This is a genomic window from Herbaspirillum sp. alder98 (genome assembly GCF_020179755.1).
GTDB lineage: Bacteria > Pseudomonadota > Gammaproteobacteria > Burkholderiales > Burkholderiaceae_D > Herbaspirillum.
The window spans coordinates 163,047-187,267 of sequence record NZ_JAIUCY010000003.1 but is presented as its reverse complement, the minus strand read 5'-3'; the positions used below and the strand labels follow the sequence as shown (position 1 = coordinate 187,267).

General features: G+C 62.0%; 22 protein-coding genes and 1 tRNA gene. 11 read left to right on the top strand and 12 right to left on the bottom strand.

Annotated features, from left to right (window positions below; genetic code table 11):
• Window positions 1-7: 7 nt before the first annotated feature.
• On the bottom strand, window positions 8-790 hold the full coding sequence (locus LBW87_RS08785; protein ID WP_225201069.1) for a sulfite exporter TauE/SafE family protein: 783 nt from the start codon (window positions 788-790) through the stop codon (window positions 8-10).
• 298 nt (window positions 791-1,088) lie between these two features.
• Here LBW87_RS08785 and LBW87_RS08780 point away from each other — a divergent pair, with 298 nt between their 5' ends.
• From LBW87_RS08780 to LBW87_RS08770, 3 genes are all read left to right on the top strand, one after another.
• Window positions 1,089-1,241, top strand: a complete 153-nt coding sequence (locus LBW87_RS08780) for a hypothetical protein (RefSeq protein WP_225201068.1) — start codon at window positions 1,089-1,091, stop codon at window positions 1,239-1,241.
• A gap of 210 nt (window positions 1,242-1,451) precedes the next feature.
• Entirely contained in the window at window positions 1,452-2,189 is a 738-nt protein-coding gene (locus LBW87_RS08775) for a hypothetical protein (RefSeq protein ID WP_225201067.1), read from the top strand.
• 9 nt (window positions 2,190-2,198) lie between these two features.
• A complete protein-coding gene (locus LBW87_RS08770) occupies window positions 2,199-2,903 on the top strand; it encodes a flagellar motor protein MotB (RefSeq protein WP_225201066.1) in 705 nt (234 codons plus the stop codon).
• 53 nt (window positions 2,904-2,956) lie between these two features.
• On the opposite strand, the gene LBW87_RS08765 is transcribed toward LBW87_RS08770, so the two are convergent.
• Window positions 2,957-4,150, bottom strand: coding sequence for an MFS transporter (locus tag LBW87_RS08765; RefSeq protein WP_225201065.1), 1,194 nt, complete (start codon window positions 4,148-4,150; stop codon window positions 2,957-2,959).
• Window positions 4,151-4,256: 106 nt separating this feature from the next.
• On the opposite strand from LBW87_RS08765, the gene LBW87_RS08760 reads away from it, so the two are divergent.
• The 4 genes from LBW87_RS08760 to LBW87_RS08745 all read left to right on the top strand — a co-directional run bounded on the left by LBW87_RS08760 (window position 4,257) and on the right by LBW87_RS08745 (window position 6,655).
• Window positions 4,257-5,162, top strand: a complete 906-nt coding sequence (locus LBW87_RS08760; RefSeq protein WP_225201409.1) for a LysR substrate-binding domain-containing protein — start codon at window positions 4,257-4,259, stop codon at window positions 5,160-5,162.
• A 178-nt stretch (window positions 5,163-5,340) separates the two neighbouring features.
• Window positions 5,341-5,772 carry an SRPBCC family protein gene (locus LBW87_RS08755; RefSeq protein WP_225201064.1) on the top strand — a complete coding sequence of 144 codons (432 nt, stop codon included), beginning with the start codon at window positions 5,341-5,343 and terminating at the stop codon, window positions 5,770-5,772.
• Window positions 5,769-6,206: an EVE domain-containing protein gene (locus tag LBW87_RS08750; protein WP_225201063.1), complete on the top strand. Its 438-nt coding sequence runs from the start codon at window positions 5,769-5,771 to the stop codon at window positions 6,204-6,206. The genes LBW87_RS08755 and LBW87_RS08750 overlap by 4 nt, the downstream gene beginning before the upstream one ends.
• Window positions 6,200-6,655: a MarR family winged helix-turn-helix transcriptional regulator gene (locus tag LBW87_RS08745; protein ID WP_225201062.1), complete on the top strand. Its 456-nt coding sequence runs from the start codon at window positions 6,200-6,202 to the stop codon at window positions 6,653-6,655. The genes LBW87_RS08750 and LBW87_RS08745 overlap by 7 nt, the downstream gene beginning before the upstream one ends.
• A gap of 166 nt (window positions 6,656-6,821) precedes the next feature.
• On the opposite strand, the gene LBW87_RS08740 is transcribed toward LBW87_RS08745, so the two are convergent.
• A tRNA-Phe gene (locus tag LBW87_RS08740) sits at window positions 6,822-6,897 on the bottom strand.
• Window positions 6,898-6,993: 96 nt separating this feature from the next.
• Here LBW87_RS08740 and LBW87_RS08735 point away from each other — a divergent pair.
• Together LBW87_RS08735 and LBW87_RS08730 are read left to right on the top strand one after the other, a co-directional pair.
• Window positions 6,994-8,229, top strand: a complete 1,236-nt coding sequence (locus LBW87_RS08735) for a UbiH/UbiF family hydroxylase (RefSeq protein ID WP_225201061.1) — start codon at window positions 6,994-6,996, stop codon at window positions 8,227-8,229.
• Window positions 8,230-8,346: 117 nt separating this feature from the next.
• On the top strand, window positions 8,347-9,081 hold the full coding sequence (locus tag LBW87_RS08730; protein WP_225201060.1) for a DsbC family protein: 735 nt from the start codon (window positions 8,347-8,349) through the stop codon (window positions 9,079-9,081).
• An 87-nt stretch (window positions 9,082-9,168) separates the two neighbouring features.
• Here LBW87_RS08730 and pth read toward each other — a convergent pair whose 3' ends face one another.
• Window positions 9,169-9,747 (bottom strand): aminoacyl-tRNA hydrolase, encoded by a 579-nt coding sequence (pth, locus tag LBW87_RS08725; protein WP_225201059.1) that lies wholly within the window; start codon window positions 9,745-9,747, stop codon window positions 9,169-9,171.
• A gap of 193 nt (window positions 9,748-9,940) precedes the next feature.
• Here pth and LBW87_RS08720 point away from each other — a divergent pair, with 193 nt between their 5' ends.
• Window positions 9,941-12,292 (top strand): Tex family protein, encoded by a 2,352-nt coding sequence (locus LBW87_RS08720; protein WP_225201058.1) that lies wholly within the window; start codon window positions 9,941-9,943, stop codon window positions 12,290-12,292.
• Window positions 12,293-12,383: 91 nt separating this feature from the next.
• On the opposite strand, the gene LBW87_RS08715 is transcribed toward LBW87_RS08720, so the two are convergent.
• The 8 genes from LBW87_RS08715 to LBW87_RS08680 form a co-directional block, all read right to left on the bottom strand.
• Entirely contained in the window at window positions 12,384-13,091 is a 708-nt protein-coding gene (locus LBW87_RS08715) for a DUF5610 domain-containing protein (protein WP_225201057.1), read from the bottom strand.
• Window positions 13,092-13,527: 436 nt separating this feature from the next.
• On the bottom strand, window positions 13,528-14,679 hold the full coding sequence (locus LBW87_RS08710) for a deoxyguanosinetriphosphate triphosphohydrolase (RefSeq protein WP_225201056.1): 1,152 nt from the start codon (window positions 14,677-14,679) through the stop codon (window positions 13,528-13,530).
• Window positions 14,680-14,727: 48 nt separating this feature from the next.
• A complete protein-coding gene (aroKB, locus tag LBW87_RS08705; protein ID WP_225201055.1) occupies window positions 14,728-16,446 on the bottom strand; it encodes a bifunctional shikimate kinase/3-dehydroquinate synthase AroKB in 1,719 nt (572 codons plus the stop codon).
• 172 nt (window positions 16,447-16,618) lie between these two features.
• Window positions 16,619-18,724 carry a type IV pilus secretin PilQ family protein gene (pilQ, locus tag LBW87_RS08700; protein WP_225201054.1) on the bottom strand — a complete coding sequence of 702 codons (2,106 nt, stop codon included), beginning with the start codon at window positions 18,722-18,724 and terminating at the stop codon, window positions 16,619-16,621.
• A complete protein-coding gene (locus LBW87_RS08695) occupies window positions 18,721-19,278 on the bottom strand; it encodes a hypothetical protein (RefSeq protein WP_225201053.1) in 558 nt (185 codons plus the stop codon). Before LBW87_RS08695 ends, pilQ begins: the two co-directional genes overlap by 4 nt.
• Entirely contained in the window at window positions 19,275-19,826 is a 552-nt protein-coding gene (locus LBW87_RS08690; RefSeq protein WP_225201052.1) for a type 4a pilus biogenesis protein PilO, read from the bottom strand. Before LBW87_RS08690 ends, LBW87_RS08695 begins: the two co-directional genes overlap by 4 nt.
• Window positions 19,823-20,455 (bottom strand): PilN domain-containing protein, encoded by a 633-nt coding sequence (locus LBW87_RS08685; protein WP_225201051.1) that lies wholly within the window; start codon window positions 20,453-20,455, stop codon window positions 19,823-19,825. Before LBW87_RS08685 ends, LBW87_RS08690 begins: the two co-directional genes overlap by 4 nt.
• The gene (locus tag LBW87_RS08680) at window positions 20,452-21,357 is read right to left on the bottom strand and encodes a hypothetical protein (RefSeq protein ID WP_225201050.1); all 906 of its coding nucleotides are present in this window, start codon (window positions 21,355-21,357) and stop codon (window positions 20,452-20,454) included. Before LBW87_RS08680 ends, LBW87_RS08685 begins: the two co-directional genes overlap by 4 nt.
• A 434-nt stretch (window positions 21,358-21,791) precedes the next feature.
• On the opposite strand from LBW87_RS08680, the gene LBW87_RS08675 reads away from it, so the two are divergent.
• Entirely contained in the window at window positions 21,792-24,182 is a 2,391-nt protein-coding gene (locus LBW87_RS08675) for a penicillin-binding protein 1A (RefSeq protein WP_413927629.1), read from the top strand.
• Window positions 24,183-24,221 lie beyond the last annotated feature (39 nt).

Below are 24,221 nucleotides of genomic sequence, written 5' to 3'. Positions count from 1 at the left end.
CGATTGGCTAGTTGAAGATATCGATGACGGTTTTAATCGACAGGCTGAGCATGAAGACGCCAAAGATCGTTCGCAAGCTCGCTACCGGCAGGGATGCCGCGGCGCATACGCCTAACCTTGAAGCGATAACGGCACAGATGCTCAGCACTAACAGCGCATGCAGGTCGATATAGCCCCAGCGCCAGTCATGAGGAGCGCCAGCGGTAACGCCAAAGCCGAGTATTGCACCTAGCGAGATAGGTAAGATAACGCCAGTAGCGGTGCCGATTGCCTTTTTCAATGGCAGCCCGACGTTGGTCAGGTAAAAGGTAATGACAGACGCGCCTCCCATGCCTGCCAACGAGTAAGCGATGCCCGAGAGCAGGCCGGCAGTCTGCGAGAGTCGTTCGAGGAGTGGCGATGCAGAAACGTTTTCCTGCTGCTTCACCAGCAATTTCGCGCCGAAATAAGCCAGCATGCAGGACAAGCCAAACGCCAGCCATTCGCCGGGGATAGTGGACGCCAGTAATGCACCGAGCGTGGCGCCCAACCCGGCCGGGAAGAACAGGCGTCTTACCCATGTGAAGTCGACATTGCCACGTTTCTTGTGGCCGAGAAAGGACGAGAGGCCGGTGAAAGCCATGGTGGCCAGGGACGTGCCGAAGGCCAGTCGTATGGCTTCAGTCGCCGACAGGCCCCCATTCTTATAGATATGGATCAGCACCGGGATGATAATGGCACCGCCTCCGATGCCGAACATGCCTGCGAGGAAGCCTGCTGTTGTTCCACCTGCTATTAGGGCTAGTAGCATTTAAAGATCCATTGATAGTTTTGATATTCGCGTCACGAGGGACGAATTTCATCCTCCGCTCTTCTTTTATAAAGAACGGCGGATTCTCAAGGAGGAATCGATCTGCTCAGGATTTCTGCGGCATGTTTCAGATATGGAGCAGAAAATCTTTGAATGTTTCCCGTTGGAAAATGTGTCGAGGCCTGATGGTTAGTTGTCGTTTTTGCCACATCGGGAAAATCCCGATATTCGATTCAAGCCCTCCTCCCTAAGATGACGTCATGGCAAATCGCCAAGCACATTCACCGAGAGGGAAAAAATGAACGCCTATCAGACCGTGTCGCACGTCGCCTCCTTCGCACTGGACGCCTATGCAATGTATTTCGGCATCAGCGCCCTGGCGTTCGCGGCCTATGTCTGGAAGAACGTTTATAGCAACGCCGCGCCCCAGGAAAGTTCGAGCGCGCACTGATCCGTTTCGGTCACCGTTGATGAGGGGTTCAGGCTGATGCCTGAGCCCCTTTTTTGTTGTTGATGCAGCAAGAACCTGATCCCTGGCCCCGGCCTTTCTGTTAGGCTTCCGTTACAACAACACAAGTCACGGAAGGTGAAAAAATGGGGGTGTTCAGTGCAATCGGGGAAGTGGGAAAGATGTCCGGCATGGCCAGCCTGGTGAAATGCCATGGATAAGTCGCCCTTGTCGTTTTTCCTCCCCCAACTGGATGGCTCGATCTTCGCCACCTTGCAGATCATCTTTGCACTGGTGTTTGTCGCGGCAATCATCCTGATCCCGGTGCTGACCCGGCTAAACGCCCGTCCAGGCAACTGGCAACGCCGCCTGGCGGCAATCGAGGGCGCCGACCATCAGGCGGCCATCCATGACACGCCGGAGCAGCTCAGCCAGGCCGTCGCCACCGCGCCCGAGCGCTGGGCCGATGTGCTCCCCAGTCTGCTGCTGGTGTTCGGCCTGCTTGGCACCTTCATCGGCCTGGGACTGGCGTTGAACGATGCGGCCGGCGTGCTGGGCGGCGCCGATGCGCTCGGCAGCCTGACGCCGATCCTGGATGCGCTGGGTTCCAAGTTCAAGATATCTACCTGGGGCATCATCGCTTTCCTGTTCCTCAAGATCTGGGCGATGCTGTTTCCGGTCGACGCAGCCCGCCTGGCCTGGAGCACCAGGACCATCCAGCAGCGCGCAGCGCTGGCCGCAGAACAACAGATCCAGAAAGAAGCCGCCGCCGGCCTGCAGCAGATTGCCCCGATCGTCCAATCCATCGATGCCCTGTTGGCGGTGCAGCGGGCCGAGGCGCAACGTGCCCATGTGCGTCACGCCGAATTGCTGGAGGCCTTGCAGCGTCTTGCGCAGCCGCCTGTCGGCACAGGCCGCGCGGTATCGCGCCCTGAAGACGCATCAGCCTGAGGACCAGCGATGAAGGGAAAGCCTAACGAATGGATCGTCCTGGCCGATCTCATGTCGGGCGTGGTGGCCATCGTCATCGTGCTGCTGACAGTGGCGCTGGCGCAGCGACAAGTAGCCGTTCTGCCGCAGGCGCAAGCCAAAGCCGCACCGTCCGAGGTCGCGAAGAAGCCGGAAGAGGTGGTGCAGCGAGAGGTGGTGCAGCGCGCCCAGGAGCAACAGCAGCAACGTGTAACGGCGGTGCTGGGGCAGATGGAGTCTGCCTTTGCGCAGCAGGGCGCGTCCAGCTACGTGGCCATCGATGCAGAAACCGGCAAGGTCACCCTGAAGGAGCGGGCATTCCGTAGCGGTAGCGCCTGCATCGAACCAGAGGCCAAGGCCGCCTTTGCCAAGGTCGAAGGGCAGATCGCGGAGTATCTGCAGCAGTTCCAGAGCGGCCGCATCTATGTCGAGGGCCATACCGACGACAAGCCGGTGAAGGCGCCGGTGACCGACTACCGCAGCTTCTGCACGGTCTATGACGATAACTTCACCTTATCCGCCGCCCGTGCCCGGGAGGCTCGCCTGCTGCTGATCGGTCGTGCCGGCAGCGAAGCGTCTAAGCGTGTGATCGTGGCCGGCTATGGTGATTCGCAACCGTTGCCTGGCATCGATCCCCGGGACGAGCGCAATCGGCGCGTGGAGCTGCGGTTTGTTAATGGTGGCGAGCGGCGGTGAGAGGCATCAAATTAATTCAACGAGCAGACTCGCCAAATCGGGATCACAGGCGATTACTTATGCCGATAACACCTGATGACCAGCAGACCTGCGAGCGCGGCAATCAGCGCGACAGAAGCCGCAACATAGCCAACATTGTGCGCGCCAAGTGACGCCAGGCTGAATCCGCCAACTGCCGCGCCGAGCGCGATGCCGCCGTTTGCGGCCGAGACGTTCAGTGTGCCCGCCAAGGCCTGCGCTTCTGAAGCCGCCTTCATCACCCGGATCTGGCAGATTGGATAGAGCGCTGTATTGGCGATGCCCCATACTGCCAACGCACCCGCAAACAGGACATGATCACCGACCAGTAACGTCGAGGCTGCCATGCCGATCGCCAATACCAGACAAAAGGCGACTGTCGTTGCCAGCGGCTTCTTGTCCACCCACAGACCACCCAGCCAATTGCCGAACAGGCCGACCGCGCCGAAGCCCATCAGCCACCAGCCCACCATGGCGGGTGCGATGCCGGCCGACTGCTCAAGCATTTCCGCCAGATAGGTATAGCCCGTGAACATGGCGGTAAACACCAGGACGGATAGCGCGACGTTGATGACGAAGACCGGACTCTTCAGGATCTTTGCCTGATCTGCCATGCGCACATGCGCCATTGCGCGAGTGGGCGGCATGGTCCAATAGGTCAGCAGCGCGATCATCAGTGACAGGACCGCGAGGATACCGAACGCGCCTCTCCACCCGATCACATCCGACGCCAGCGTTCCTAATGGAATACCGAAAAGCATGGCTGCCGAGATACCAAGGTAGACCGTCGATACCGCGCGCCCGCCTTTATCCGGACCGGCGATCTGGGCGGCCGTTTCACTGGCGGTGCCCCAGAACACCGGTAACGCCAGCGCGGGCAACAGTCGAGCGATGGCCAGTATCCAATAGTTGGACGCAATGGCCGCCAGCCCATTGGAAAAAGCGAACAACACCAGAACAGAAATGAACAGGCGCTTGCGGTTGAAGTTGGCAAGCCACGCCGTCAGGAATGGGCCGAACAGCATCACTACAACGGCAAAGAACGTGACCAGCTGACCGGCCCGGGCGACTGAAATGGACAGGTCGCGTGCGATGGCGGGTAACAATCCTACGATCAGGAACTCGGTGGTAACGATAATGAATGCCGCTACCGCCAGGACGGGAATCGCGGCAGATCGGCCGCGATGAGCTTCCGCGCTCAACTCTTCCGCAGGGGCAACACTGGACATCTGATTTCTCCATCACATTAATGCCGCCATGATATATAAGATTATTATTCTTATATCGGATCATTTTTCCTGTTAGTTGCGGAAATAAATTCTCTAATTAATCATGATGAATTCCACCGAACGTCTGAAGGGACTGGAAACCTTTATCGCAGTCGTGGAGGCCGGGAGCTTTACTGCTGCGGCAGATCGGCTCAACCTGACCAGTTCTGCTGTCGGCAAGAGCATTGCGCGCCTGGAAGAGCGAATTGGCACCCGGCTGTTCGAGCGAAGCACGCGACGCATGGAGCTCACAGACGGAGGCAATGCGTTCTATAAAGTCAGCGCCCGCATTCTCGCTGAGCTGGCAGAAGCGGAGCGCGCGCTTTCGCGCAATGCAGAAGTACCGTCCGGGCCGCTTCGCATCGATCTGCCGGCGACGTTTGGACGTCTCCGCGTCTTGCCGCGCCTGCTCGATTTCTCGCGGGAGTATCCCGGGGTAAATCCTAAGGTTTCCTTTACGGACAGGTTTGTCGACCTGGTCGACGATGGCCTCGACGTGGTCGTGAGGATTGGCGGAAGTGACACCTGGCCGGAGCACCTCGGACATCTATACCTTGGGCATGAAGAGCTGATTTTCTGTGCGTCGCCTGCTTATCTGGCGCAGAACGGGCACCCTCGGTCTAGCGATGATCTGCTGTCACATCAAGCGGTGTTGTATGGGAGAGCGGATGGAAGCCCCAGCCCATGGCTGTTGCCTCGGGCGAACGGCCCGACCCTGCGCCAGCACGTGGCGGGACGGATTACGCTGGGACAGGCAGAGGCGCAGGTCGCTGCAGTGGAGGCCGGCTATGGGATCGCCCAGCTTGCTACATGGCTGGTCGATGAGCAGGTGCGAGCCGGAACGCTGGTAAAGATCATGCCGGAGCTTGTTACGCCGGGGCTGCCGTTGCATATCGTATGGCAGCAGGTGCGACGGCATTTGCCGAAGGTGCGAGCAGTTATCGAACATCTGGGGGAGTTAAGGATTTCGTGACCGGGTTATATCGGACCGATTGTGCCTCCATCGTTATTTCAGAGCTCAGCTGACTCGTTCGAGAAGATCCCCGTCACTGCGACCTGTGTGTCGTGATTGCCTGGTCCGAGAGAGCAATTCCATTGATCAATAATATAAGCGCATATATAATATGTGCACATATTAAATGGAGATCAACATGCATGAAACGACCCGCGCCCACGCCTCCTATCATTTCGACACGACGGCCTCAGCCATAACAGTCTGGGATTTCTTCAAGTCCGTAACAGAGTGGAAGCAATGGAATGCCGGTGTGCACGCATGCACTATTGACGGCCCTTTCGCTGAGGGAGCGTGGATGACCATGGTGCTGCCTGATCAGGAGATCATCCTGTCGCAACTCGTAGAAGTGGTTGAGCCTGATTTCTTTACCGACGAGACCATGCTTGGCGATATTACCGTCCGTGTAAAACACAGCGTCAGCCGGATATCGAACGAATGCCATCGCATTACCTACTCGATTGATGTCGTGGGGGAAAACGCTGAAGATATCTGTGCGGGCGTTTCCGCCGACTTCCCCGAGGTCCTGCGTGCGTTGGCAGCTCAAGCGGAAAGCAGGGAAGGGAAATGAGCCGCGCATGGCTGGGCGTGGTGTCGCGATCGCATGTGATACGCGGTGTAGCGGGAGGTTTTGCGCAGGTCTGCCATGGAAAAGCGGGGCCTTTACGCCAGATCAGAAAGAACGATATTTTCATCTACTACTCGCCAACGGTAGAAATGAATGGCCCATCCCTGAGGGCATTCACGGCAATAGGAACGGTGCAAGACGAGGACATCTTCGAATACGACATGGGCAATGGCTTCGTGCCCTTCAGGCGCCGAGTCCGGTATGCTGCGGCCAATGAAGTCCCGCTGGAGGCTCTGCGACACCACCTTGATCTGTGTGCCGCTCCGAATTGGGGCATGGCACTCAGGCGCGGACTGATTCCATTGACGACCAATGACATGCACAGGATCGCCCAGGAAATGCAGGCAGACATGAGCGAGATGAGAAACGAATGGTAAAGCCCAAGCCACTTCCTACCCAGCACAAGGGACCGTCAGACAGTCCGGGGTTTTTGTTATGGCGTATCTCTAACATATGGCAGCGTGAGCAACGCGCCGCCTTGCAACCGCTTGGCCTGACGCATACGCAGTTCGTCATGCTGGCAGTCGTCACCTGGTTCGGTTCCGACGAGCCGCTGACGCAGGCGAAGTTATCCCAACTGACTGGTAGCGATCCCATGACGACCTCTCAAGTAGTGAGGGCGCTCCTTGCGAATGGGCTGTTCGAGCGTGAATCGCATCCGACCGATACGAGGGCAAAGGTCATTTCTGCATCCCGTGCCGGGCGCGAGTTGGCGCAGAAGGCTGTTACGGTTGTTGAAGCCGTCGACCGCGAGTTCTTTGCGCCCTTGGGAGGGCAGCAGTCGAGCCTCGTTCTTCATTTTCAAAAACTGCTCGAAAAAGAATGAATTTGGACTAGGTCGGAGATCAGTGCTTTGTACTGGGGCGTAAAGAATCGGGGCATACCGGACCTGACGCAAACACAGCATTGACGATTGCTGATGGCAACGGCTGAGGACGCAAAAAAGGCAGCGACACTCGAAAGTGTGGCTGCCTCTTCTGAACAACATATCTTGGTGGCCCGGGGCGGAATCGAACCACCGACACAAGGATTTTCAATCCTCTGCTCTACCGACTGAGCTACCAGGCCAAGACGGAGAAGTATAGCGACTTTTTTAGTTTATGCAAGAGCTTTCTTAACTTTAATCAAAAAAAGCTTTGGCCTTCGTTGTTTATAATGCGTTTCATGACATCAAACGCCCAACACCCTCATTCCTCACCGACGGCAGTCGGCCCCGATATCTGCATCGTCGGCAACGGCGCGGTAGGCAAGACGGCCGCGCTCGGGCTGGCCCAGGCTGGCTTTCGGGTGACGCTGCTGGCGCCGCCGGTCAAGACGCCTGCCGCTGACCAGGCCAGTTGGGATGTGCGGGTCTATGCGCTGAACCATTCCGCCCGCAATCTGCTTTCGTCCGTGCGGGTTTGGGAGGCGATGGATGCGGGGCGCGTGGCGCCTGTGGATAACATGACCGTCCGTGGCGACGGCATCGATGCCGAGGGTGCACGCGCCGGCCTGCTGTCGTTCGATGCCTATGGCGCGCGCACCGATGCGCTGGCCTGGATCGTCGAGGATCGCAATCTCGACACGGCGCTCGACGCCGCCTTGCGCTTCGCTCCCAATGTCTCGGTGGTGCACGGTCGCGCCATCGGGCTGGCAGTGTCGCCCGAGCAGGCCACGCTGAGCCTCGAATCCGGCCAGCAAATCAGCGCGCCGCTGGTGGTGGGCGCCGATGGCGCACATTCGTGGGTGCGCGGGCAATGTGATATCGGCCTCGATTATCGGGCCTATCGCCAGCGCGCCATCGTCACTAACTTCACTTGCGAAAAACCGCACCAGGGCGTGGCCCATCAATGGTTCAGTCCGAGCGACGGCGTCATCGCGCTGCTGCCGCTGCCAGGTAATCGGGTGTCGCTGGTATGGTCGGCGCCCGATGCGCTGGCCGACCAATTGCTGGGCCTTTCTGCGACGCAGCTGGCCGAGCGCCTGGCCGCGTGGGCCGCGCCCGTACTGGGGGCGTTGTCGCCCCTGCAGCCGGAGGTGGTGCGTGACTTCCCGCTGGCGCTGATCCGCCCGCACGCCATGGTCGCGCCGCGTGTGGCGCTGATCGGCGACGCCGCCCATGTCGTGCATCCCATGGCCGGGCATGGCATGAACCTGGGCTTTGCCGATGTGGCGAGCCTGATCCAGACCTTGCTGGCGCGTGAGCCGCAGCTCGATTGCGGTGATGCGCGCGTCTTGCGCCGCTACGCCCGCGCCCGCAAGGAGGAAGTGCTGCTGATGCAGATCGCCACCGACGGGCTCAATCGAATCTTTTCGACGCAGGCGGAGCCGATACGATTGGCGCGCAACATCGGAATGAGCATCGTCAATCAGATTCCCTTCTTGAAACGCCGGCTGATTGGACACGCGCTGGGCAAGTGAGCGCCGATTGCGGTAAGGTATGCGGTTTGTCGGTAGCCCGTGCGTACGTTTCCGACACGATGAATGCCGCTGGATGGCCCCGGCATTTGAATTGATTTGACTAGACTCAGGATCCACATGAACAAGTTTTTCAGCGCCGTGCTGTTGCTGGCGGCAAGCGTGGCAGGCATGTCCGCCCATGCCCAGGCGGTCGCCGCGGATAGCATCGAAGCCACTATCAAGAAGACCATCGAGCCGCGCCTGGGCGATGGCGCCAAGGTCGATGCCGTTACCAAGACGCCCTATTCGGGGCTGTACGAGGTCCAGATCGACGGCGATGTGATCTATACCGACGCCAAGGGGCAGTACCTGTTCATCGGCCGTGTGGTCGATGCCCAGACCTACCGCGATTTCACCAAGGAAAAGATCGAAGCCATCAACAAGGTGCCGTTCGCCGGCCTGCCGCTGGACAAGGCGATCAAGCTGGTGAAGGGTAACGGCAAGCGTACCATCGCCATCTTCGAGGATCCGAATTGCATCTATTGCAAGCGCCTGCACCAGACCTTGCAGGATGTCGACAACATCACGATCTATACCTTCCAGTACAACATCCTGTCGCCCGATTCGATCGTCAAGTCGCGCAATATCTGGTGCGCGGCCAATCCGGGCAAGGCCTGGACCGACTGGATGGTCAGCGGCAAGGAGGCCCCTGCAGCCGCCGCCAGCTGCACCGCACCGCACGAAGACGTGCTGGCGCTGGGCAAGAAGATGAAGGTCACCGGCACGCCGACCATCATCTTCACCGATGGCTCGCGGGTGCCGGGCGCGATCGACGCCAAGGGACTCGAGCAGAAACTGTCGTCGCCGAAGTAAGCGGCGCGAAAAAAGGGGCGTTCCGTATGGCGGACGCCCCTTTTTCAATGTCTGCTCGAACTGAATCGAACCGTTGCCGTACTCTTGTTATTTTACGGTGTGCAGTTCCATTGTCGCTATCTCGAACTTGCCCTGGCACAGTAGCGGGATGACGCCCAGGCTCTTGTCGAGCGCTTCGTTGATCAGGCTCTGTTCTTCCTTGCGCGGCCGGTGCAGTACGAAGTCGGCCACCGGCTGCTGCAGGCCCAGCGTGCGCGGATGGCCGATGCCGATGCGCAGGCGCCAGTAGTCCTGGGTACCGAGCGCGGCGGTGATGTCCTTGAGGCCATTGTGCCCGCCCGATGAGCCGCCTTTCTTGAGGCGGGCCACGCCGGGCGCGAGGTCGAGTTCGTCGTGCACCACCAGCACTTCATCCGGGGCGATCTTGTAGAAGCGGGTCAAGGCGCCTACCGACTGCCCGGAGCGGTTCATGAAGGTCTGCGGTTCGAGCAGCCAGACTTCGGCGCCGGCGATGCTGGTCTTGCCGGCGAAGGCGTTGAAGCGTGCTTCGCGCGCCAGGCGCACCGGGCCGGCCAGGTTGTCGACCAGCCAGAAGCCTGCGTTGTGCCGGGTTTGTTCGTATTCAGGTCCGGGATTGCCGAGACCGACGATGAGACGGATGGACATGTTGCAAATGTAGACAGAAATTCAACGGCGGGCACGCCCGGAAGCGGGCATGCAAACGGCGATTATCCCGAGTTTGTCGGTCCGCGTCCAATCGGGACGGTCCTCCCATCATGCATTTAACTGACGCCAGGATTGGCGCACGCGGTTGAATTGCGTATCATCCAACGCTTGTTTTTCACCACTGGGTTTCACAATGCTGCCTTCTATCGAACAACGACTCGCCCTTGAACTCGTCGCCAAGCCGGTGCAGGTCGCTGCCGCCATCGCCTTGCTGGACGAAGGTGCGACCGTTCCTTTCATCGCCCGCTACCGCAAGGAAGCCACCGGTGGCCTGGATGACATCCAATTGCGCCTGCTCGAAGAGCGCCTGCGCTACCTGCGCGAGCTCGAAGCGCGTCGCACCGCGATCATCGCCTCGATCGAAGAGCAGGGCAAGATGACGCCGGTGCTGCTGGATGCCATCGTCCATGCCGAAGACAAGACCCGCCTGGAAGACTTGTACCTGCCCTACAAGCCCAAGCGCCGCACCAAGGCGCAGATCGCTGCCGAAGCCGGCCTGACCGAGCTGGCCGATGCGCTCTTGAATGATCCGGCCCTGAACCCCGAGGAAGAAGCGGCCAAGTACCTCAAGCCGGCCTTCACCACCGACAACGGCGACAACCCCGGCGTGGCCGATGCCAAGGCTGCGCTCGACGGCGCACGCCAGATCCTGATGGAACGCTTCTCGGAAGACGCCGAACTGCTGCAAAGCCTGCGTGACTACCTGAGCGAACATGGCGTGGTCGAATCGAAAGTGGTCGAGGGCAAGCAGGACGCCGGCGAGAAATTTGCCGATTACTTCGATTATTCGGAAACCCTGGGCACCATTCCTTCGCACCGCGCGCTGGCCTTGTTCCGTGGTCGTCGCGAAGAAATTCTAACGGTCACGCTGCGCCTGGACACCGAAGAAGAAAAGCCTAAGTGGGATGCGCCGCACAACCCTTGCGAGGGTCGCATCGCGGCGCGTTTCGGCGTTTCCAACAAGGGTCGTGCAGCCGACAAGTGGTTATCGGACACCGTGCGCTGGGCATGGCGGGTGAAGGTCTTCATGCACCTCGACACCGAGTTGATGACCAAGCTGCGCGAAGAAGCCGAGGCCGAAGCGATCAATGTCTTCGCCCGCAACCTGAAGGATCTGCTGCTGGCAGCACCTGCCGGCCCACGTGCCACGATGGGCCTGGACCCGGGCCTGCGCACCGGCGTCAAGGTGGCGGTGGTGGATGCTACCGGCAAGGTGGTCGATATCGCTACTGTCTATCCGCACCAGCCGCGCAACGATTGGGATGGCACGCTGCATACGCTGTCGCAACTGGCCGAGAAGCACAAGGTGTCGCTGATCTCGATCGGCAACGGCACCGCCTCGCGCGAGACCGACAAGCTGGCGCAGGACCTGATCAAGATGCGGCCCGAACTCAAGCTGACCAAGATCGTGGTGTCGGAGGCGGGGGCGTCGGTGTATTCGGCGTCCGAATTCGCGTCCAAGGAATTGCCCGACCTCGACGTCTCGATCCGCGGCGCCGTCTCGATCGCTCGCCGCCTGCAAGACCCGCTGGCCGAACTGGTCAAGATTGATCCCAAGTCGATCGGCGTGGGCCAGTACCAGCACGATGTGAGCCAGTCGCAACTGGCGCGTTCGCTCGACGCCGTCGTCGAGGATTGCGTCAACGCCGTGGGCGTGGATGTCAACACCGCATCGGCGCCATTGCTGGCGCGCGTGTCGGGTCTCAACAGCAGCGTGGCGCAAAGCATCGTGTCGTATCGCGACATGAAGGGCATGTTCAATTCGCGTGCCGCACTGCGCGATGTGCCGCGCCTGGGTGACAAGACGTTCGAGCAGGCGGCGGGCTTCCTGCGGGTGATGAACGGCGACAATCCGCTCGACGCTTCCGGCGTGCACCCCGAGTCGTATCCGCTGGTCGAGAAGATCCTGACCGATATCAAGAAGGACGTGAAGGGCGTGATCGGCCAGAGCGGTCTGTTGAAGAGCCTGTCGCCGGCCAAGTATGCCGATGAGAAGTTCGGCGTGCCGACCATCACCGATATCCTCAAGGAACTCGACAAGCCCGGTCGCGATCCGCGTCCAGAATTCACCACGGCTACCTTCAAGGAAGGCGTGGAAGAAATCAAGGACCTGCGTCCCGACATGATCCTGGAAGGCGTGGTCACCAACGTGGCCGCCTTCGGTGCCTTCGTCGACATCGGCGTGCATCAGGATGGACTGGTGCATATCTCGGCCTTGTCCAACACCTTCGTCAAGGACCCGCATTCGGTCGTGAAGGCCGGTCAGGTGGTCAAGGTGAAGGTGCTGGAGGTCGACGAGAAGCGCAAGCGCATCGCCTTGACCATGCGCCTGGCCGATGCTGCGCCGGTGGCCGGTGCCCGCAACGAGCAGCGCGGCGACCGCAACGATGCGAAACGCATGTCGCAGCACCAGAACCAGCGTTCGCGCGAGCAACCGGTGGGCAACAATGCGATGGCCGCCGCCTTCGCCAAGTTGAAGGGTTGATCCACTGAACGTTAGTGGGCGACGCCAATGAAAACGGGCTGTTCCTGCAAGGGAACAGCCCGTTTTCTATTGCCGCTGCAGCGGCGCAGGATCAGGCCGTGGTGCTGATGCGGGTCTGCGAGACCGAGATCGAGATATCCACCGAGGTCTGGGTGGCCGATGCGCTGCTGCCATCGCCGTCGGTCCCGGTGCCGCTGCCTTCGGTGTCGCTGCCGCCGCCCTTGATCTTGGCGACGAAGTCGGCCAGCGACTTCTGCACCAGGTCGTAGGTCTTGTCGATGTTGCTGGCGATGTCGCCATTGAGCACCTTGAGGCCGTCGAGAATGCCGCGTGCTTCCTTGAAGCCCTGTTCGACACCCTTGAGCACCAGGCTCATGTAGTCGTCGACGTTGGTGCCGTCGTCCTTGTTGGCATTGTTCTGCTTGAACAGGCCGAACATGTTGGTGATGAAATCGACGATGCGACCAGCTGTCGCCTCGGGCGAGTTGTCTTGCGACGATGCGGCCTGGATCGCGTTGTCGCCCAGTTCCGGGCGCAGCACGTCATTGAGGTTTTCGATGGCGCTCTTGTAGACCAGCGCCAGGGGATCGTTCTGCGAATTGATCGATACCTCCAGCGAGGCCTTCACGATCGACACATTGAGCTGCGCCTTGGCGCCGGCCTCCGTGAGCAAATTGGCCTTTTGGGCATCGGCCAGCTTATCGGTGGAGGTCGTGGTGGTGGCGGGCAGGTTCTGGGTGTCCGCCGTTGTCGGAAGCAGCGACTTGTTGTCGATGCCGCTGGAAGTCGTGATGGCCATGAGGTTCTCCTGTGCAAAAGGGGAATCCGTTACCAGGGGGCATGACGGATTCAGGGAACGGCAAGGGAATGGAAGACGCCGTCCATCCTTTCATTACGGCGGACGTCGAGATAACTGAATGTTGACAGAAATTTACATCTGTCGGTTTCATGCTATTGAGCGCGCCGACGCTACAGGAGACGCCCCGGCTCATCAGGCGCTACGCCTTGCAGAACAAGGCTGTTAGGGAATGCCTCGGGGCGACGCAAGCGCGCCCGAGCGACAAAATTATTTTTAAAAAAGATGTAACCGGATGTGATCAGGATTGCCTGGCCGCAAAACCCTTTGCAGTGTGGAAATTAAGTGCGCTGGTGATGAGCTGTTAGTGAGGCGGCGCGTATCGGAACGGCCCGTTCAATGAGGCCGTTCCGTGTCACGCAGCGTCTCGTCAATGCGGTTATTCCATGACGAACAAGCGACGATGCTCGCGGATGGCGTAGCGGTCGGTCATGCCGGCGATATAGTCGGCCACCTGGCGCGCCTGCCGGTGCTGGCGCTGGGCCTCGTCGGCGCCAGTGCGGACCTGGTAATCGGGCGGCAACAGGTTGGGCTGGCCGATGAAGGCGTCGAACATCTCGGCGATGATGCGCCGCGCCTTGGCCGTCATGCGGTTGACCTGGAAATGGCGATAGAGGTTTTCGCGCAGGAATTTCTTGAGCACGGTGGCTTCGGCGGCCATGGCGTCCGAATAGGCGATCAGGGGCGCCGCGCTGCGCACGTCCTCGATGTCGTGCGGGGCGGCCTCGGCAATGCGCTCCTGCGAGGTGTGGATCAGGTCGACCACCAGTGCATTGATCATGCGGCGCACGGTCTCGTGGATCACGCGTCGTCCGCTGATGCCGGGATAGGCTTCTTCTGCCTGGCGCAGGTGGCGCGCGAAGAAGTCGACCTCGCTCATCTGCGCCATGCTCAACAGTCCCGAACGCAGGCCGTCGTCGATGTCGTGGTTGTTGTAGGCGATCTCGTCGGCCAGGTTGGCCAGTTGCGCCTCGAGCGAGGGTTGGCGGTTCTGCAGGAAGCGCTCGCCGATGTCGCCCAGCTGGCGCGCATTGTTGGCAGAGCAGTGCTTGAGGATGCCTTCACGCGTCTCGAAGCTCAGGTTGAGGCCATCGAAGGCGCCGTAGTGCTGTTCCAGATGGTCGACCACGCGCAGGCTTTGCAGATTGTGCTCGAAGCCGCCGAATTCGCGCATGCAGTGATTCAGTTCATCCTGGCCGGCATGGCCGAAGGGCGTGTGGCCGAGATCGTGCGCCAGCGAAATGGCTTCGACCAGGTCTTCGTTGAGCTGCAGGTTGCGGGCGCACGAACGGGCAATCTGCGCCACTTCGATGCTGTGCGTGAGCCGGGTGCGAAACAGGTCGCCCTCGTGATTGACGAAGACTTGCGTCTTGTACTCGAGGCGACGAAATGCGGTGGAGTGGACGATGCGGTCCCGGTCGCGCTGGAACTCGCTGCGCGACCCCGGCGGCGCTTCGGCGAAACGCCGGCCGCGCGAGCGGTCGGAAGTGGCAGCGTAGGGGGCAAGGGGCAGCGGCGCTTCGAATGTCATGTCGTAACCTGTGTCATCAGTGGCGTGGCGCTGGGCGCTGTGCCGCAGTTATGGGCTGATACTGGCCGCAAGGGTTTGCAGCAGGAGTTCTTGCGGCGCGTTGTCGATCAGGGGGCTGCCGAGCGGTCGGATCATGATGAACTTGATCTGGCCGCCTTCGTTCTTCTTGTCGACTTCCATCAGTTCCAGCCAGCGCTGCACGCCCAGGTCGGGCGCCGTCACCGGCAGGCCGGCGGCGGCCACCACGCTGCGCACCCGATCACGGGCGGTAGCGTCGATGTAGCCCAGGCGGTGTGACAGGTCGGCCGCCATCACCATGCCGCAACCGACGGCTTCGCCATGCAGCCAATGGCCGTAGCCGAGACCGTTTTCGATGGCGTGGCCGAAGGTGTGACCGAAGTTGAGGATGGCGCGCAAGCCACCCTCGCGTTCGTCCTGGCGCACCACATCGGCCTTGATCTCGCAGGAGCGACGGATGGCGTGGGCCAGGGCGGCGTCGTCCTTGGCGACCAGGGCGCCGATGTTGGCTTCGATCCAGTCGAAGAAGGGCGCATCGATGATGGCGCCATGCTTGATCACTTCGGCGATGCCGGCGGCCAATTCACGCGGCGGCAGCGTATGCAGCGTGGCGGTATCGGCAATAACCGCCTGCGGCTGGTAGAAGGCGCCGATCATGTTCTTGCCGAGCGGGTGGTTGATGCCGGTCTTGCCGCCGACCGACGAATCCACCTGCGACAGCAGGGTGGTCGGCACCTGCACGAAAGGCACGCCGCGCATGTAGGAGGCCGCGGCGTAGCCGGTGAGGTCGCCGATCACGCCGCCGCCGAGGGCGATGAGGGTGGTCTTGCGGTCGCATTTCTCGGCCAGCAGCACATCGAAGATGCGCATCAGGCTGCCCCAGTTCTTGTGCTCTTCGCCATCCGGCAGGACGATCTCGGTGACGATCTTGCCGGCGCCGCGCAGGGCGGCGACCGCGCGTGCCAGATAGAGCGGCGCGACCTTGTCGTTGGTGACGATGGCGGCGCGGTTGCCCTTGACGAACTGCGGCAGCAGCGTGGCGTCGTCCAGCAGGCCGCGGCCGATGACGATGGGGTAGCTGCGCTCGCCGAGTTCGACGTTGATCGTGACGCGGGAGGCGGATGGCGTGGCGGTGGCTGGTTTCATGCTGGCAGTGGCGTGGGTGGGCGTGATGAAGTTGGCGGCAACGGCAGCGGCGGCAGGGATGAATCCGGCATCGTCGGCGCCTTGATGCTTGGGCGACAGTTCCAGGTGGCTGATGATGGTGTGCACCAGGAACTGCACGTTGGGGCGATTGGTCTCGACCACGAAGTCGGCCACCTCGCGGTACAGCGGCTCGCGCTGGCGCGAGAGTTCTTCGAGCTTGCGCCGTGGATCGGCGGTCTGCAGCAGCGGACGGTTCTTGTCGCGCCCGGTGCGTTGCAGGATCTGGTTAATGCTGGCGCGCAGGTAGATGACGGTGCCGCCATTCTTCAGGTGGGTGCGGCTTTCCGGGTGCAGGATTGCGCCACCGCCGGTGGCCAGGACGATATCGGGTTGCGCGCTCAATTCGCGGATGACTTCGGCTTCGCGCCGGCGAAAGCTTTCTTCGCCCTCGATCTCGAAGATGACCGGGATCGATGCGCCGGTGCGCGCCTCGATTTCGTGGTCCGAATCGATGAAACGCTTGTTCAGCTTTTTGGCCAGGGCCCGGCCGATGGTTGTCTTGCCGGATCCCATCAGCCCGACCAGAAAGATGCTTCCACTCATATCAAAAGAATTCTGCGCAGCAGACCAAGGTTCATGTCTTGCCCGGTCGAAGGATGGCGCAGGCAGCGCAGAAAAGAAAATGTTGCTGTGCAGCAGCTTCGCGGGCGGAACAGCGATTTTACCGTCGTTGCCGCATGGCCGGTGAAAAAATGGCCGGCGCCGGCTCCGGCCATCAGCCCGGGGCGTCGCGCCCGACGATGCGCGGGGTCAGGAAGATCAGCATTTCGGTCTTGTCGCTGACCCGTGCGTTGTGCCTGAACAGTCGTCCCAGCAATGGAATCTCGCCCAGCAACGGCACCCGTGTCTCGCGCTCGGTTTCGATCTTGGTGTAGATGCCGCCAATGACGACGGTGCCGCCGTTCTCTACCTGCACCTGGGTCTTGACGTGCTTGGTGTTGATTGCCAGGCCATTGGGCGTGGCGGTGCCGCGACTGTCCTTGTTGACGTCGACGTTGAGGATGACGTTGCCGTCTGGCGTGATATGGGGCGTGACTTCCAGTTTCAGGTTGGCTTTCTTGAAAGCGGTCGAGGTGGCGCCGTTGCCGGCGGACTGCTGGTAGGGGATTTCCTCGCCCTGTTCGATCAGGGCGGGTTGCTGGTCGGCCGTGACCAGGCGCGGACTGGAAACGATCCGGCCGCGCCCGTCGGATTCCAGCGCCGACAGTTCGATGTTGAGAAATCGGCTGGCGGCCGCATTGAAGAGGGTGAAGGCAAAGGTGCCGGGTTGGGCGCCGGCCAGCGCCAGGGCCGGCAGGTTCACGGCGGGCGCGGGGGCGACGGTATCGGCGGCATCGGCGAACTCGGCGGCGGCAGCCTGTCCGGTGGCGGTGGCCACGGCATCGTGATGACTGCCGATTGCCAGTCGATGGGTCTGGGCCGCGAGGCCGAGCTTGACGCCCAGGTTGCGCGAGAAACTGTCGTCCGCCTCGACGATACGGGCTTCGATCACCACCTGGCGCGCTGCCACGTCGACCCGTGCCAGCAGCTTGCGGATATTGCCCAGCACCGCATGCGTGTCGGTGACGAACAACTGGTTGGTGCGCGCATCGACCAGGGCACTGCCCCGGGTCGACAGCAGGGCATTGCGCGCACCGGGCCGCACGCCTTCTTTCTCGCCGATGCCGAAGGCGTGCCGAAAACTGTCGGCACGCTGGTAGTTGAGCTGGAACACTTCGGCCTGCAGCGGTTCGAGTTCGGCAATGTCAGCCTTCTGTTCGAGTTCGTGGCGCCGGCGCAGGAGTATTTCCTCGCGCGAGGCGATCCAGGTGATGCCTGCCTCGCGCCGCATGTCGAGCCCGCGCGTCTGCAGGATGATGTCGAGCGCCTGGTCGGCCGGCACATCCTTCAGATGCAGACTCATGCGCCCCTTGACGCTGTCGCTGGCGACGATGTTCTGTCCGGTGAAGTCCGCCAGCAGTTGCAGCGCGGTGCGGACCTCGATGTCATCGAAGCCGAGCGACAAGGGACGGCCCCGATACTGCGGTTGCGGCTCCAGCTGCATCGCCAGCCTCGGCTGCGGGGTGATCTCGATGTGCAGCCGGTCAGCGCTCTGGAAGGCGCCATAGCGCCAGTTGCCGACGACGTCGATGACCAGCCGCGTCCCCCGGCCGTGGCGCATGATGCGATACCCGGCCACCGGCGTGGCGAGGCTGGCCAGGTCGGGCGCACGCGGCAGCAATACCGATGGGCGCGTGTCGGCAATGTCGGCGACGATGCGTTGGCCCATGCGGCGCACGTCGACCCGGGTGTGCGGCGAGGGCAGCCCCAGGCTCAGGCGCGCCTGGCCGGCCGGGCCGGGCTCGAACGAAATGGTATCGATCACCTTGATCACCTCCGGCCCGCCACCGCCACTGCCGCCGCTAGTGGTGGCCGCCGCACGGCGCAGTGTGATGCGCAGGATCCTGTCGTGGTAATCGAGGTTGTGCGTGATGGGCGCCTTGAGGTCGAGCTGCAGCCGGGTTCGCTTGCCATCGGCGGCCAGCGAGCGGCGCAACACCAGGCCGCTGCTGTCCTGCCAGCGGGCGATGTCAGCCGCCAGCGCGGTTTCTGCGAAATCGAGTACCAGCCGTGGCGGATTGAACATCATGAAACTGCGGACCTGGCCGGCCTGGGGTGGCCGGGTAAAACGCAACTGGAGCGCTTCACCCTGTTCGTCCTGGTGCGATTCGATCTGTTCGAGGCGATTGGCGGCGTCCGCAGCCCAGACCCAGACGGGCAGCAACAGCAAGGTGACCGCGATGATGCGCCGGGCGCATGACCTGGCAAGTTGGATGTTCATGCCGGCGCTCCTGGCATCGCGTCATTCGTCTTCGTGGCGCCCAGGCCGATACCGAGGTCGAGCCGCACTTCGCGTCCGGCCAGTTCCAGTCGTACCGCGCGTTCGTCGATGTGCAGCACACGACCCGGCAGGCCGGGCAGGGCGTCGCCGGGCGCCACCTGCAGCATGCGTCCGCCGATCTGCAGCAGGGCCCGCGCGACACCCGGGCGATGCAGGACGGCGACGGCGCGTATCGGCGGCAGCGCTACCGGCGCCAAGGCTGGCCCCGACGTTTCGTTTTTTGGGATAGCAGCAAGGCTGGCCTGCACCTTCAATTGCAGGCCAAACGGATCGGCCGTGCCTGGCTCCGGTAGCCAGCGCGCCGGAATTGCAGGCAACGCCATCTCGGGCAGCGGTTGTGGCCTGGCCTGGCTGCGCATCTGCGCCAACCAGGGTTGCAGGTCCGGCGCGGTAGTGTCGTGACAGGCGCCCAACAGGATGCTCCACAAGATGGCATGGACAACGGGAGTGACGCGATGCCGGCATTGGCGCGGCAGTAAAGGCGAGGGTGTCATGGCTGAGCAGGCTCCTGGTTGGACGCGGCGGAAAGGGATTGGTAGCGCACACTGGCTTTCATCAGCAGACCTTGCTGTGTTGCCGTGCGCTGCGCCGAGATGTCCAGCGATTCGAACAGCAGGGGTTGCGGCGGCTGACTGAGTTCGGCCACGAACAGCAGCAGCGCAGCGTAGTCGCCGGCGACGCCAAGTTCGGCGCCATCGGTCAGCGGACGAAATGCCTCGAGCGTCAGTCCGCATTGCTCCGCCGTGGCGCCTAGTCTGACCTGCAATGGCTCGTTGGCCGGATCTTCTGGGGCCAGCGTTGCGCCGGCCTGGAGGCGGGCCGACAGTTGCTCCGAGCGCGCCTGCAGCTTCGGCAGGGAGGCGCTACGCTGCAGCGCGTCGTGGAATTCGGCCTTGATCGCCTGTAGCTGATTTTCGTGGCCGCTGCGCGCGGTGCTCAGCGGCTGGGCGTGCAATACCAGGCCGGCACCCGCGCAGCACAGGCTGGCCAGCGTCAGCACGGCGACACGTGGCAGCAGTGGCCAGTTGCCGGGATGGTTCATGTGCGTCTGGCGCGCTGGACTTGGGCGGCGTCACTTTTTGGGGGCAGGGAGGGCGTCGGGGCGGGGGAAGTCACCGGGGGGATATTGCTCAGGGTCAGGGTGAAGCTGTAGCGCAGCAGCGGCGAGGCAAGCGAATCCTGCGCGCTTCTCTGTTGCATTTCCTGCAGTCGCACCTGGCCAAGTCCGCTGGACCTGAGGGATTCGACCAGGTCCTGCAGTTGCCGCTGGCCGCTGGCAGTGCCGCGAATCTCTGCCTCGTCAGTGCGCATCACGATCTGCTGCAAGCGGATATGGACAGGTGAAATGCTCGCCAGCGCATGCAAGGTATGTGGCGCAAAGGCCCGTTGCGTGGCCTGGGCGACTTGCGACGCCAACTGTTCCTGTTGCGTGGCGATCGTCGATTCCATTGCTGTCACTTGCGTCAGGCGCGGCTGCAGTTGCTTCAATTCGGCTTGCAACATCAGCGTGCCGGCTTGCAGTCGCGCGCTGTCACTTTCGATCATCCAGCCTAGCGCCATCACGGCGGCGACTGCCAGCGCCGCGCCGCAACCCAGGGCGCAATAGAAGCCTGTTTCACGCCGCCGCTGGCACTGCCGTGGCGAACGCGAGAAGTCGTGGTCGGGGTTCATGCCAGCGCTCCCGCCGCCAGTGCCAGTGCAGCATGAAAAGCCGGCGTCGGATCGCCGTGATGCCTCATGTCGCAGAACCGGGGCGAGAGCGTCGCAATCTGGGTGGGCCGATCGGAATACTTGCCGATGACCTGCGCCAGCGTCGCCAGCATCGGTGCGTCACCACTGAGCAGCAGCAGTTCCGGCGGCGGTTGCAGCAGTGGCGCCAGCGCGTGCAGCAGGGTGGCAGGCCGGTCGTTTTGGGCCGACCACTCGAAATGGTGCACCCATCGCCCGGGCAGGTCGAGCCAGGCTTCATCCAGGTCGACGTGCAGGATGCCGGCGCGTGGCGCCTGGTGGGCCTGGCGCAGGAATGTGGCGATGCGGGTTTCGCGCAGGGCGATGACGCCCGGGCGCAGTTGCAGTGAACTGGCCAGCGCACACCGGTCTTCGATGTCCACCATCGAAGCGAAGAGCGCGATCACCCGCACATCTTCGCCGGCGGTCATGGCTTCATCCAGAGGGCAATAATGCGCCACCAGTTCATCTGGCGACTGCGGATGCCGGAGCGCCATCTCGGCCTGCACCTGCGCCAGGCGCTGCAGGTCGCTGGCCGCTGCGGGCAGGGTCAATGGCACCGCAGCGGCGGCATGCAGGCCAAGCGCCATGCCCAGCACGCCATCGCTGAAGCGACATTGCGTCAGCATGGCGCGTGCAGCATTGCAGAGCAGATCAAGGTCGGTGATGCGGCCATGTCGGCAGATGACTTGCCCGAACCGATGTTCGGCCAATCCATACAGTTGCAGTTGTGATCGGCGGCGTCGCAGTATGGCCAGCCGCAGATGCCGGGGCCCCACGTCGAGACCGAGGCGCGGGCGAAACGATGCCGGTGAAAGGGGAAAACGGGTCAGAAAATGGAACATTGCTCAGCCTCTTGGATGCGTCGGGGGGCGCGACTGGCTGGCGATGGCGATGCGTTGCCCAGGACGATACGAGGCGATTGTTCGTCAGTGGCGTTAGCAGCGGCAATAGAGGAAATTTGATGTTGTCGCCGGAATTGAATGAGGCTGGCCGATCGACGGATCGGCGCATGCCTCGTCATTTTGGTCTATTTGCAACAAATATCGTCCTCGTGCGGCGCTCGGCGATATCGGCCACTTGCTGCACGTTGGCGGGCAGATGCTGGCCGATCAAGGCCGCCACCGCGCATTTGCCTGCGCCAGGCGCCGAAAGACCATTTCTTGCCTGCGTCTGCGGGCACGCATGGCGAGGAAGGGCCAGCGGAGCCGCTATAATGCGGTCTTGTCAGTTCAACCCGGCTTCGGCCCGCTTTATCGCTTACCCTCGTTTATCTCGCATGTCTTCACCTCCAACCGCTGGCACCAGGCCGGCACCGGCCGGCCAGCCAGAACAGGGTCCGGCGCCCAAGAAGCGCCTGCACTGGTCGCTTCGCATCGTCCTTGGCCTGTTCGGCATCATCCTCGGGGTGGTGGCGATGGCCGCGCTGGGCGTGACCTTCATTGTCGCGCTCACTTATCCCAAGCTGCCCGACCTCGATACCCTGACCGATTATCGGCCCAAGATTCCGCTGCGGATCTTCTCGGCCGATGGCGTGCTGATCGGCGAGTTCGGCGAAGAGCGCCGCAACCTGGTGCACTTCAAGGATATTCCCGAGATTATGAAGAAGGCCGTGCTGGCCATCGAGGATGACCGTTTCTACGAACACGGCGGGGTCGACTATCAAGGCATCGCACGCGCGACCTTCTCGAACCTGTCGGGCGGCAGCGGCGGCGCCAGCACGATTACCCAGCAGGTGGCGCGTAACTTCTTCCTGACCAGCAACGAGCCGACCTTCCTGCAGAAGGCGACCCGCAAGTTCTTCTACGAGATTCCGCTGGCCTGGAAGATCGAAAACAACCTCAGCAAGGACCAGATCCTCGAGGTTTATATGAACCAGATCTATCTGGGACAGCGCGCCTACGGTTTTGCCTCGGCGGCCCAGATCTATTTCGGCAAGCAGCTCAAGGAACTGAGCATCGCCGAGTCGGCCATGCTGGCCGGCCTGCCCAAGGCGCCTTCGGCCTACAACCCGGTGGTCAACCCCAAGCGCGCACATGCACGCCAGCAGTACATCCTGCTGCGCATGCGCCAGCTGGGCTACATCACCGACGCCCAGTACCAGCAAGCGCGTGACGAGCAACTGCGGGTCAAGGGCGACAGCTCGGCCTTCGGCATGCATGCCGAGTACGTGGCCGAAATGGCGCGCCAACTGGTCTATTCGCAGTACAAGGACGAGACCTACACGCGTGGCCTGAACGTCTTCACCACCATCACCAAGACCGACCAGGACGCGGCCTATATCGCGCTGCGTCGCGGCATCATCGACTATGAACGTCGCCACGGCTATCGCGGTCCGGAAGGCTACATGGACCTGCCCGAAGGCTCGCGCGAGGTGGTGGAAGACGCCATCGAGGTCGAGCTGGCCGATCATCCCGACAGCGATGACATGATCGCCGCCGTGGTGACCGAGGCCAAGCCGAAGGAAATCACGGCAGTGCTGGCCACCGGCGAGGAAATCACCATTGCCGGTTCCGGTCTTGGCTTCGGCGCCAACCTGCTGTCGGACAAGGCGCCGCCGCAGAAGCGGATTCGCCGGGGCGCGATCATCCGCGTCTTCCAGGATGGCAAGAACTGGATCATCACCCAGATGCCCGAGGTCGAATCGGCCTTCGTTTCGGTCAATTCGCAGGATGGCGCGATCCGTTCGCTGGTGGGTGGTTTCGACTTCAACCGCAACAAGTTCAACCACGTCACCCAGGCATGGCGCCAGCCGGGGTCGTCGTTCAAGCCGTTCATTTATTCTTCGTCGCTCGAAAAGGGTTTGTCGCCGGCCACCATCATCAACGATGCGCCGCTGACCTTCACCCAGACCGGCGGCCAGGTATGGCAGCCGAAGAACTACGGCGGCAAGTTCGAAGGGCCGATCTCGATGCGGCGCGCGTTGCAGAAGTCGATCAACCTGGTGTCGATCCGCATCCTCGAACGCGTGGGTGTGAAATATGCGCAGGAATACATCACCCGCTTCGGCTTCGACGCCGACAAGAACCCGCCCTACCTGACGCTGGCGCTGGGTGCCGGTGCGGTGACGCCGCTGCAGATGGTGGGCGCGTACTCGGTGTTCGCCAACGGCGGCTACAAGGTCAGTCCGTACCTGATCACCAAGGTCACCGATGCCAACGGCGGGGTGCTGTCGCAGGCGCGCCCGGCCACCGCCGACGACGAATCGAACCGTGTCATCGATGCCCGCAATGCCTTCATCATGGACAGCATGCTGCGCGATGTGGTGCGCCACGGCACGGCGGTCAAGGCGATGTCGCTCAAGCGCACCGACCTGGCCGGCAAGACCGGCACCACCAACGATTCGATGGATGCCTGGTTCGCCGGTTATCAACCGGGCCTGACCGCCATCGCCTGGATCGGCTACGACCAGCCCAAGAGCCTGGGCGATCGTGAAACCGGGGGCGGCCTGTCGCTGCCGGTGTGGATCAGCTACATGTCGAAGGTGCTCAAGGATGTGCCCAATGTCGACCGCAAGGTGCCTGATGGCGTGATCGAATCGGGTGGCGAGTACTACTATGCCGAATATCCGCCGGCGGCCATGGTGCGGGACCTGGGCATGGGCGACCGCGCCGGATTGACGCCGGAAGAAGAGAAGGCCAAGACGCAGATGAAGAACGAACTGTTCTGAAGATATTCTCTGCGCCATGAAGAAAGCCGACCATCGCAG

What these genes read in the sequence shown, in the direction of transcription:
- LBW87_RS08730 (WP_225201060.1), top strand. Translation starts at nt 8,347, where the DNA reads ATGAACAAGTTTTTCAGCGCCGTGCTGTTGCTGGCGGCAAGCGTGGCA.
- LBW87_RS08775 (WP_225201067.1), top strand. Translation starts at nt 1,452, where the DNA reads ATGGATAAGTCGCCCTTGTCGTTTTTCCTCCCCCAACTGGATGGCTCG.
- LBW87_RS08760 (WP_225201409.1), top strand. Translation starts at nt 4,257, where the DNA reads ATGAATTCCACCGAACGTCTGAAGGGACTGGAAACCTTTATCGCAGTC.
- aroKB (WP_225201055.1), bottom strand. Translation starts at nt 16,446, where the DNA reads ATGAGTGGAAGCATCTTTCTGGTCGGGCTGATGGGATCCGGCAAGACA.
- LBW87_RS08690 (WP_225201052.1), bottom strand. Translation starts at nt 19,826, where the DNA reads ATGAACCATCCCGGCAACTGGCCACTGCTGCCACGTGTCGCCGTGCTG.
- LBW87_RS08770 (WP_225201066.1), top strand. Translation starts at nt 2,199, where the DNA reads ATGAAGGGAAAGCCTAACGAATGGATCGTCCTGGCCGATCTCATGTCG.
- LBW87_RS08755 (WP_225201064.1), top strand. Translation starts at nt 5,341, where the DNA reads ATGCATGAAACGACCCGCGCCCACGCCTCCTATCATTTCGACACGACG.
- LBW87_RS08785 (WP_225201069.1), bottom strand. Translation starts at nt 790, where the DNA reads ATGCTACTAGCCCTAATAGCAGGTGGAACAACAGCAGGCTTCCTCGCA.
- LBW87_RS08720 (WP_225201058.1), top strand. Translation starts at nt 9,941, where the DNA reads ATGCTGCCTTCTATCGAACAACGACTCGCCCTTGAACTCGTCGCCAAG.
- LBW87_RS08685 (WP_225201051.1), bottom strand. Translation starts at nt 20,455, where the DNA reads ATGAACCCCGACCACGACTTCTCGCGTTCGCCACGGCAGTGCCAGCGG.
- LBW87_RS08695 (WP_225201053.1), bottom strand. Translation starts at nt 19,278, where the DNA reads ATGACACCCTCGCCTTTACTGCCGCGCCAATGCCGGCATCGCGTCACT.
- LBW87_RS08675 (WP_413927629.1), top strand. Translation starts at nt 21,792, where the DNA reads ATGTCTTCACCTCCAACCGCTGGCACCAGGCCGGCACCGGCCGGCCAG.
- LBW87_RS08780 (WP_225201068.1), top strand. Translation starts at nt 1,089, where the DNA reads ATGAACGCCTATCAGACCGTGTCGCACGTCGCCTCCTTCGCACTGGAC.
- LBW87_RS08710 (WP_225201056.1), bottom strand. Translation starts at nt 14,679, where the DNA reads ATGACATTCGAAGCGCCGCTGCCCCTTGCCCCCTACGCTGCCACTTCC.
- LBW87_RS08765 (WP_225201065.1), bottom strand. Translation starts at nt 4,150, where the DNA reads ATGTCCAGTGTTGCCCCTGCGGAAGAGTTGAGCGCGGAAGCTCATCGC.
- pilQ (WP_225201054.1), bottom strand. Translation starts at nt 18,724, where the DNA reads ATGAACATCCAACTTGCCAGGTCATGCGCCCGGCGCATCATCGCGGTC.
- LBW87_RS08745 (WP_225201062.1), top strand. Translation starts at nt 6,200, where the DNA reads ATGGTAAAGCCCAAGCCACTTCCTACCCAGCACAAGGGACCGTCAGAC.
- LBW87_RS08750 (WP_225201063.1), top strand. Translation starts at nt 5,769, where the DNA reads ATGAGCCGCGCATGGCTGGGCGTGGTGTCGCGATCGCATGTGATACGC.
- LBW87_RS08680 (WP_225201050.1), bottom strand. Translation starts at nt 21,357, where the DNA reads ATGTTCCATTTTCTGACCCGTTTTCCCCTTTCACCGGCATCGTTTCGC.
- LBW87_RS08735 (WP_225201061.1), top strand. Translation starts at nt 6,994, where the DNA reads ATGACATCAAACGCCCAACACCCTCATTCCTCACCGACGGCAGTCGGC.
- pth (WP_225201059.1), bottom strand. Translation starts at nt 9,747, where the DNA reads ATGTCCATCCGTCTCATCGTCGGTCTCGGCAATCCCGGACCTGAATAC.
- LBW87_RS08715 (WP_225201057.1), bottom strand. Translation starts at nt 13,091, where the DNA reads ATGGCCATCACGACTTCCAGCGGCATCGACAACAAGTCGCTGCTTCCG.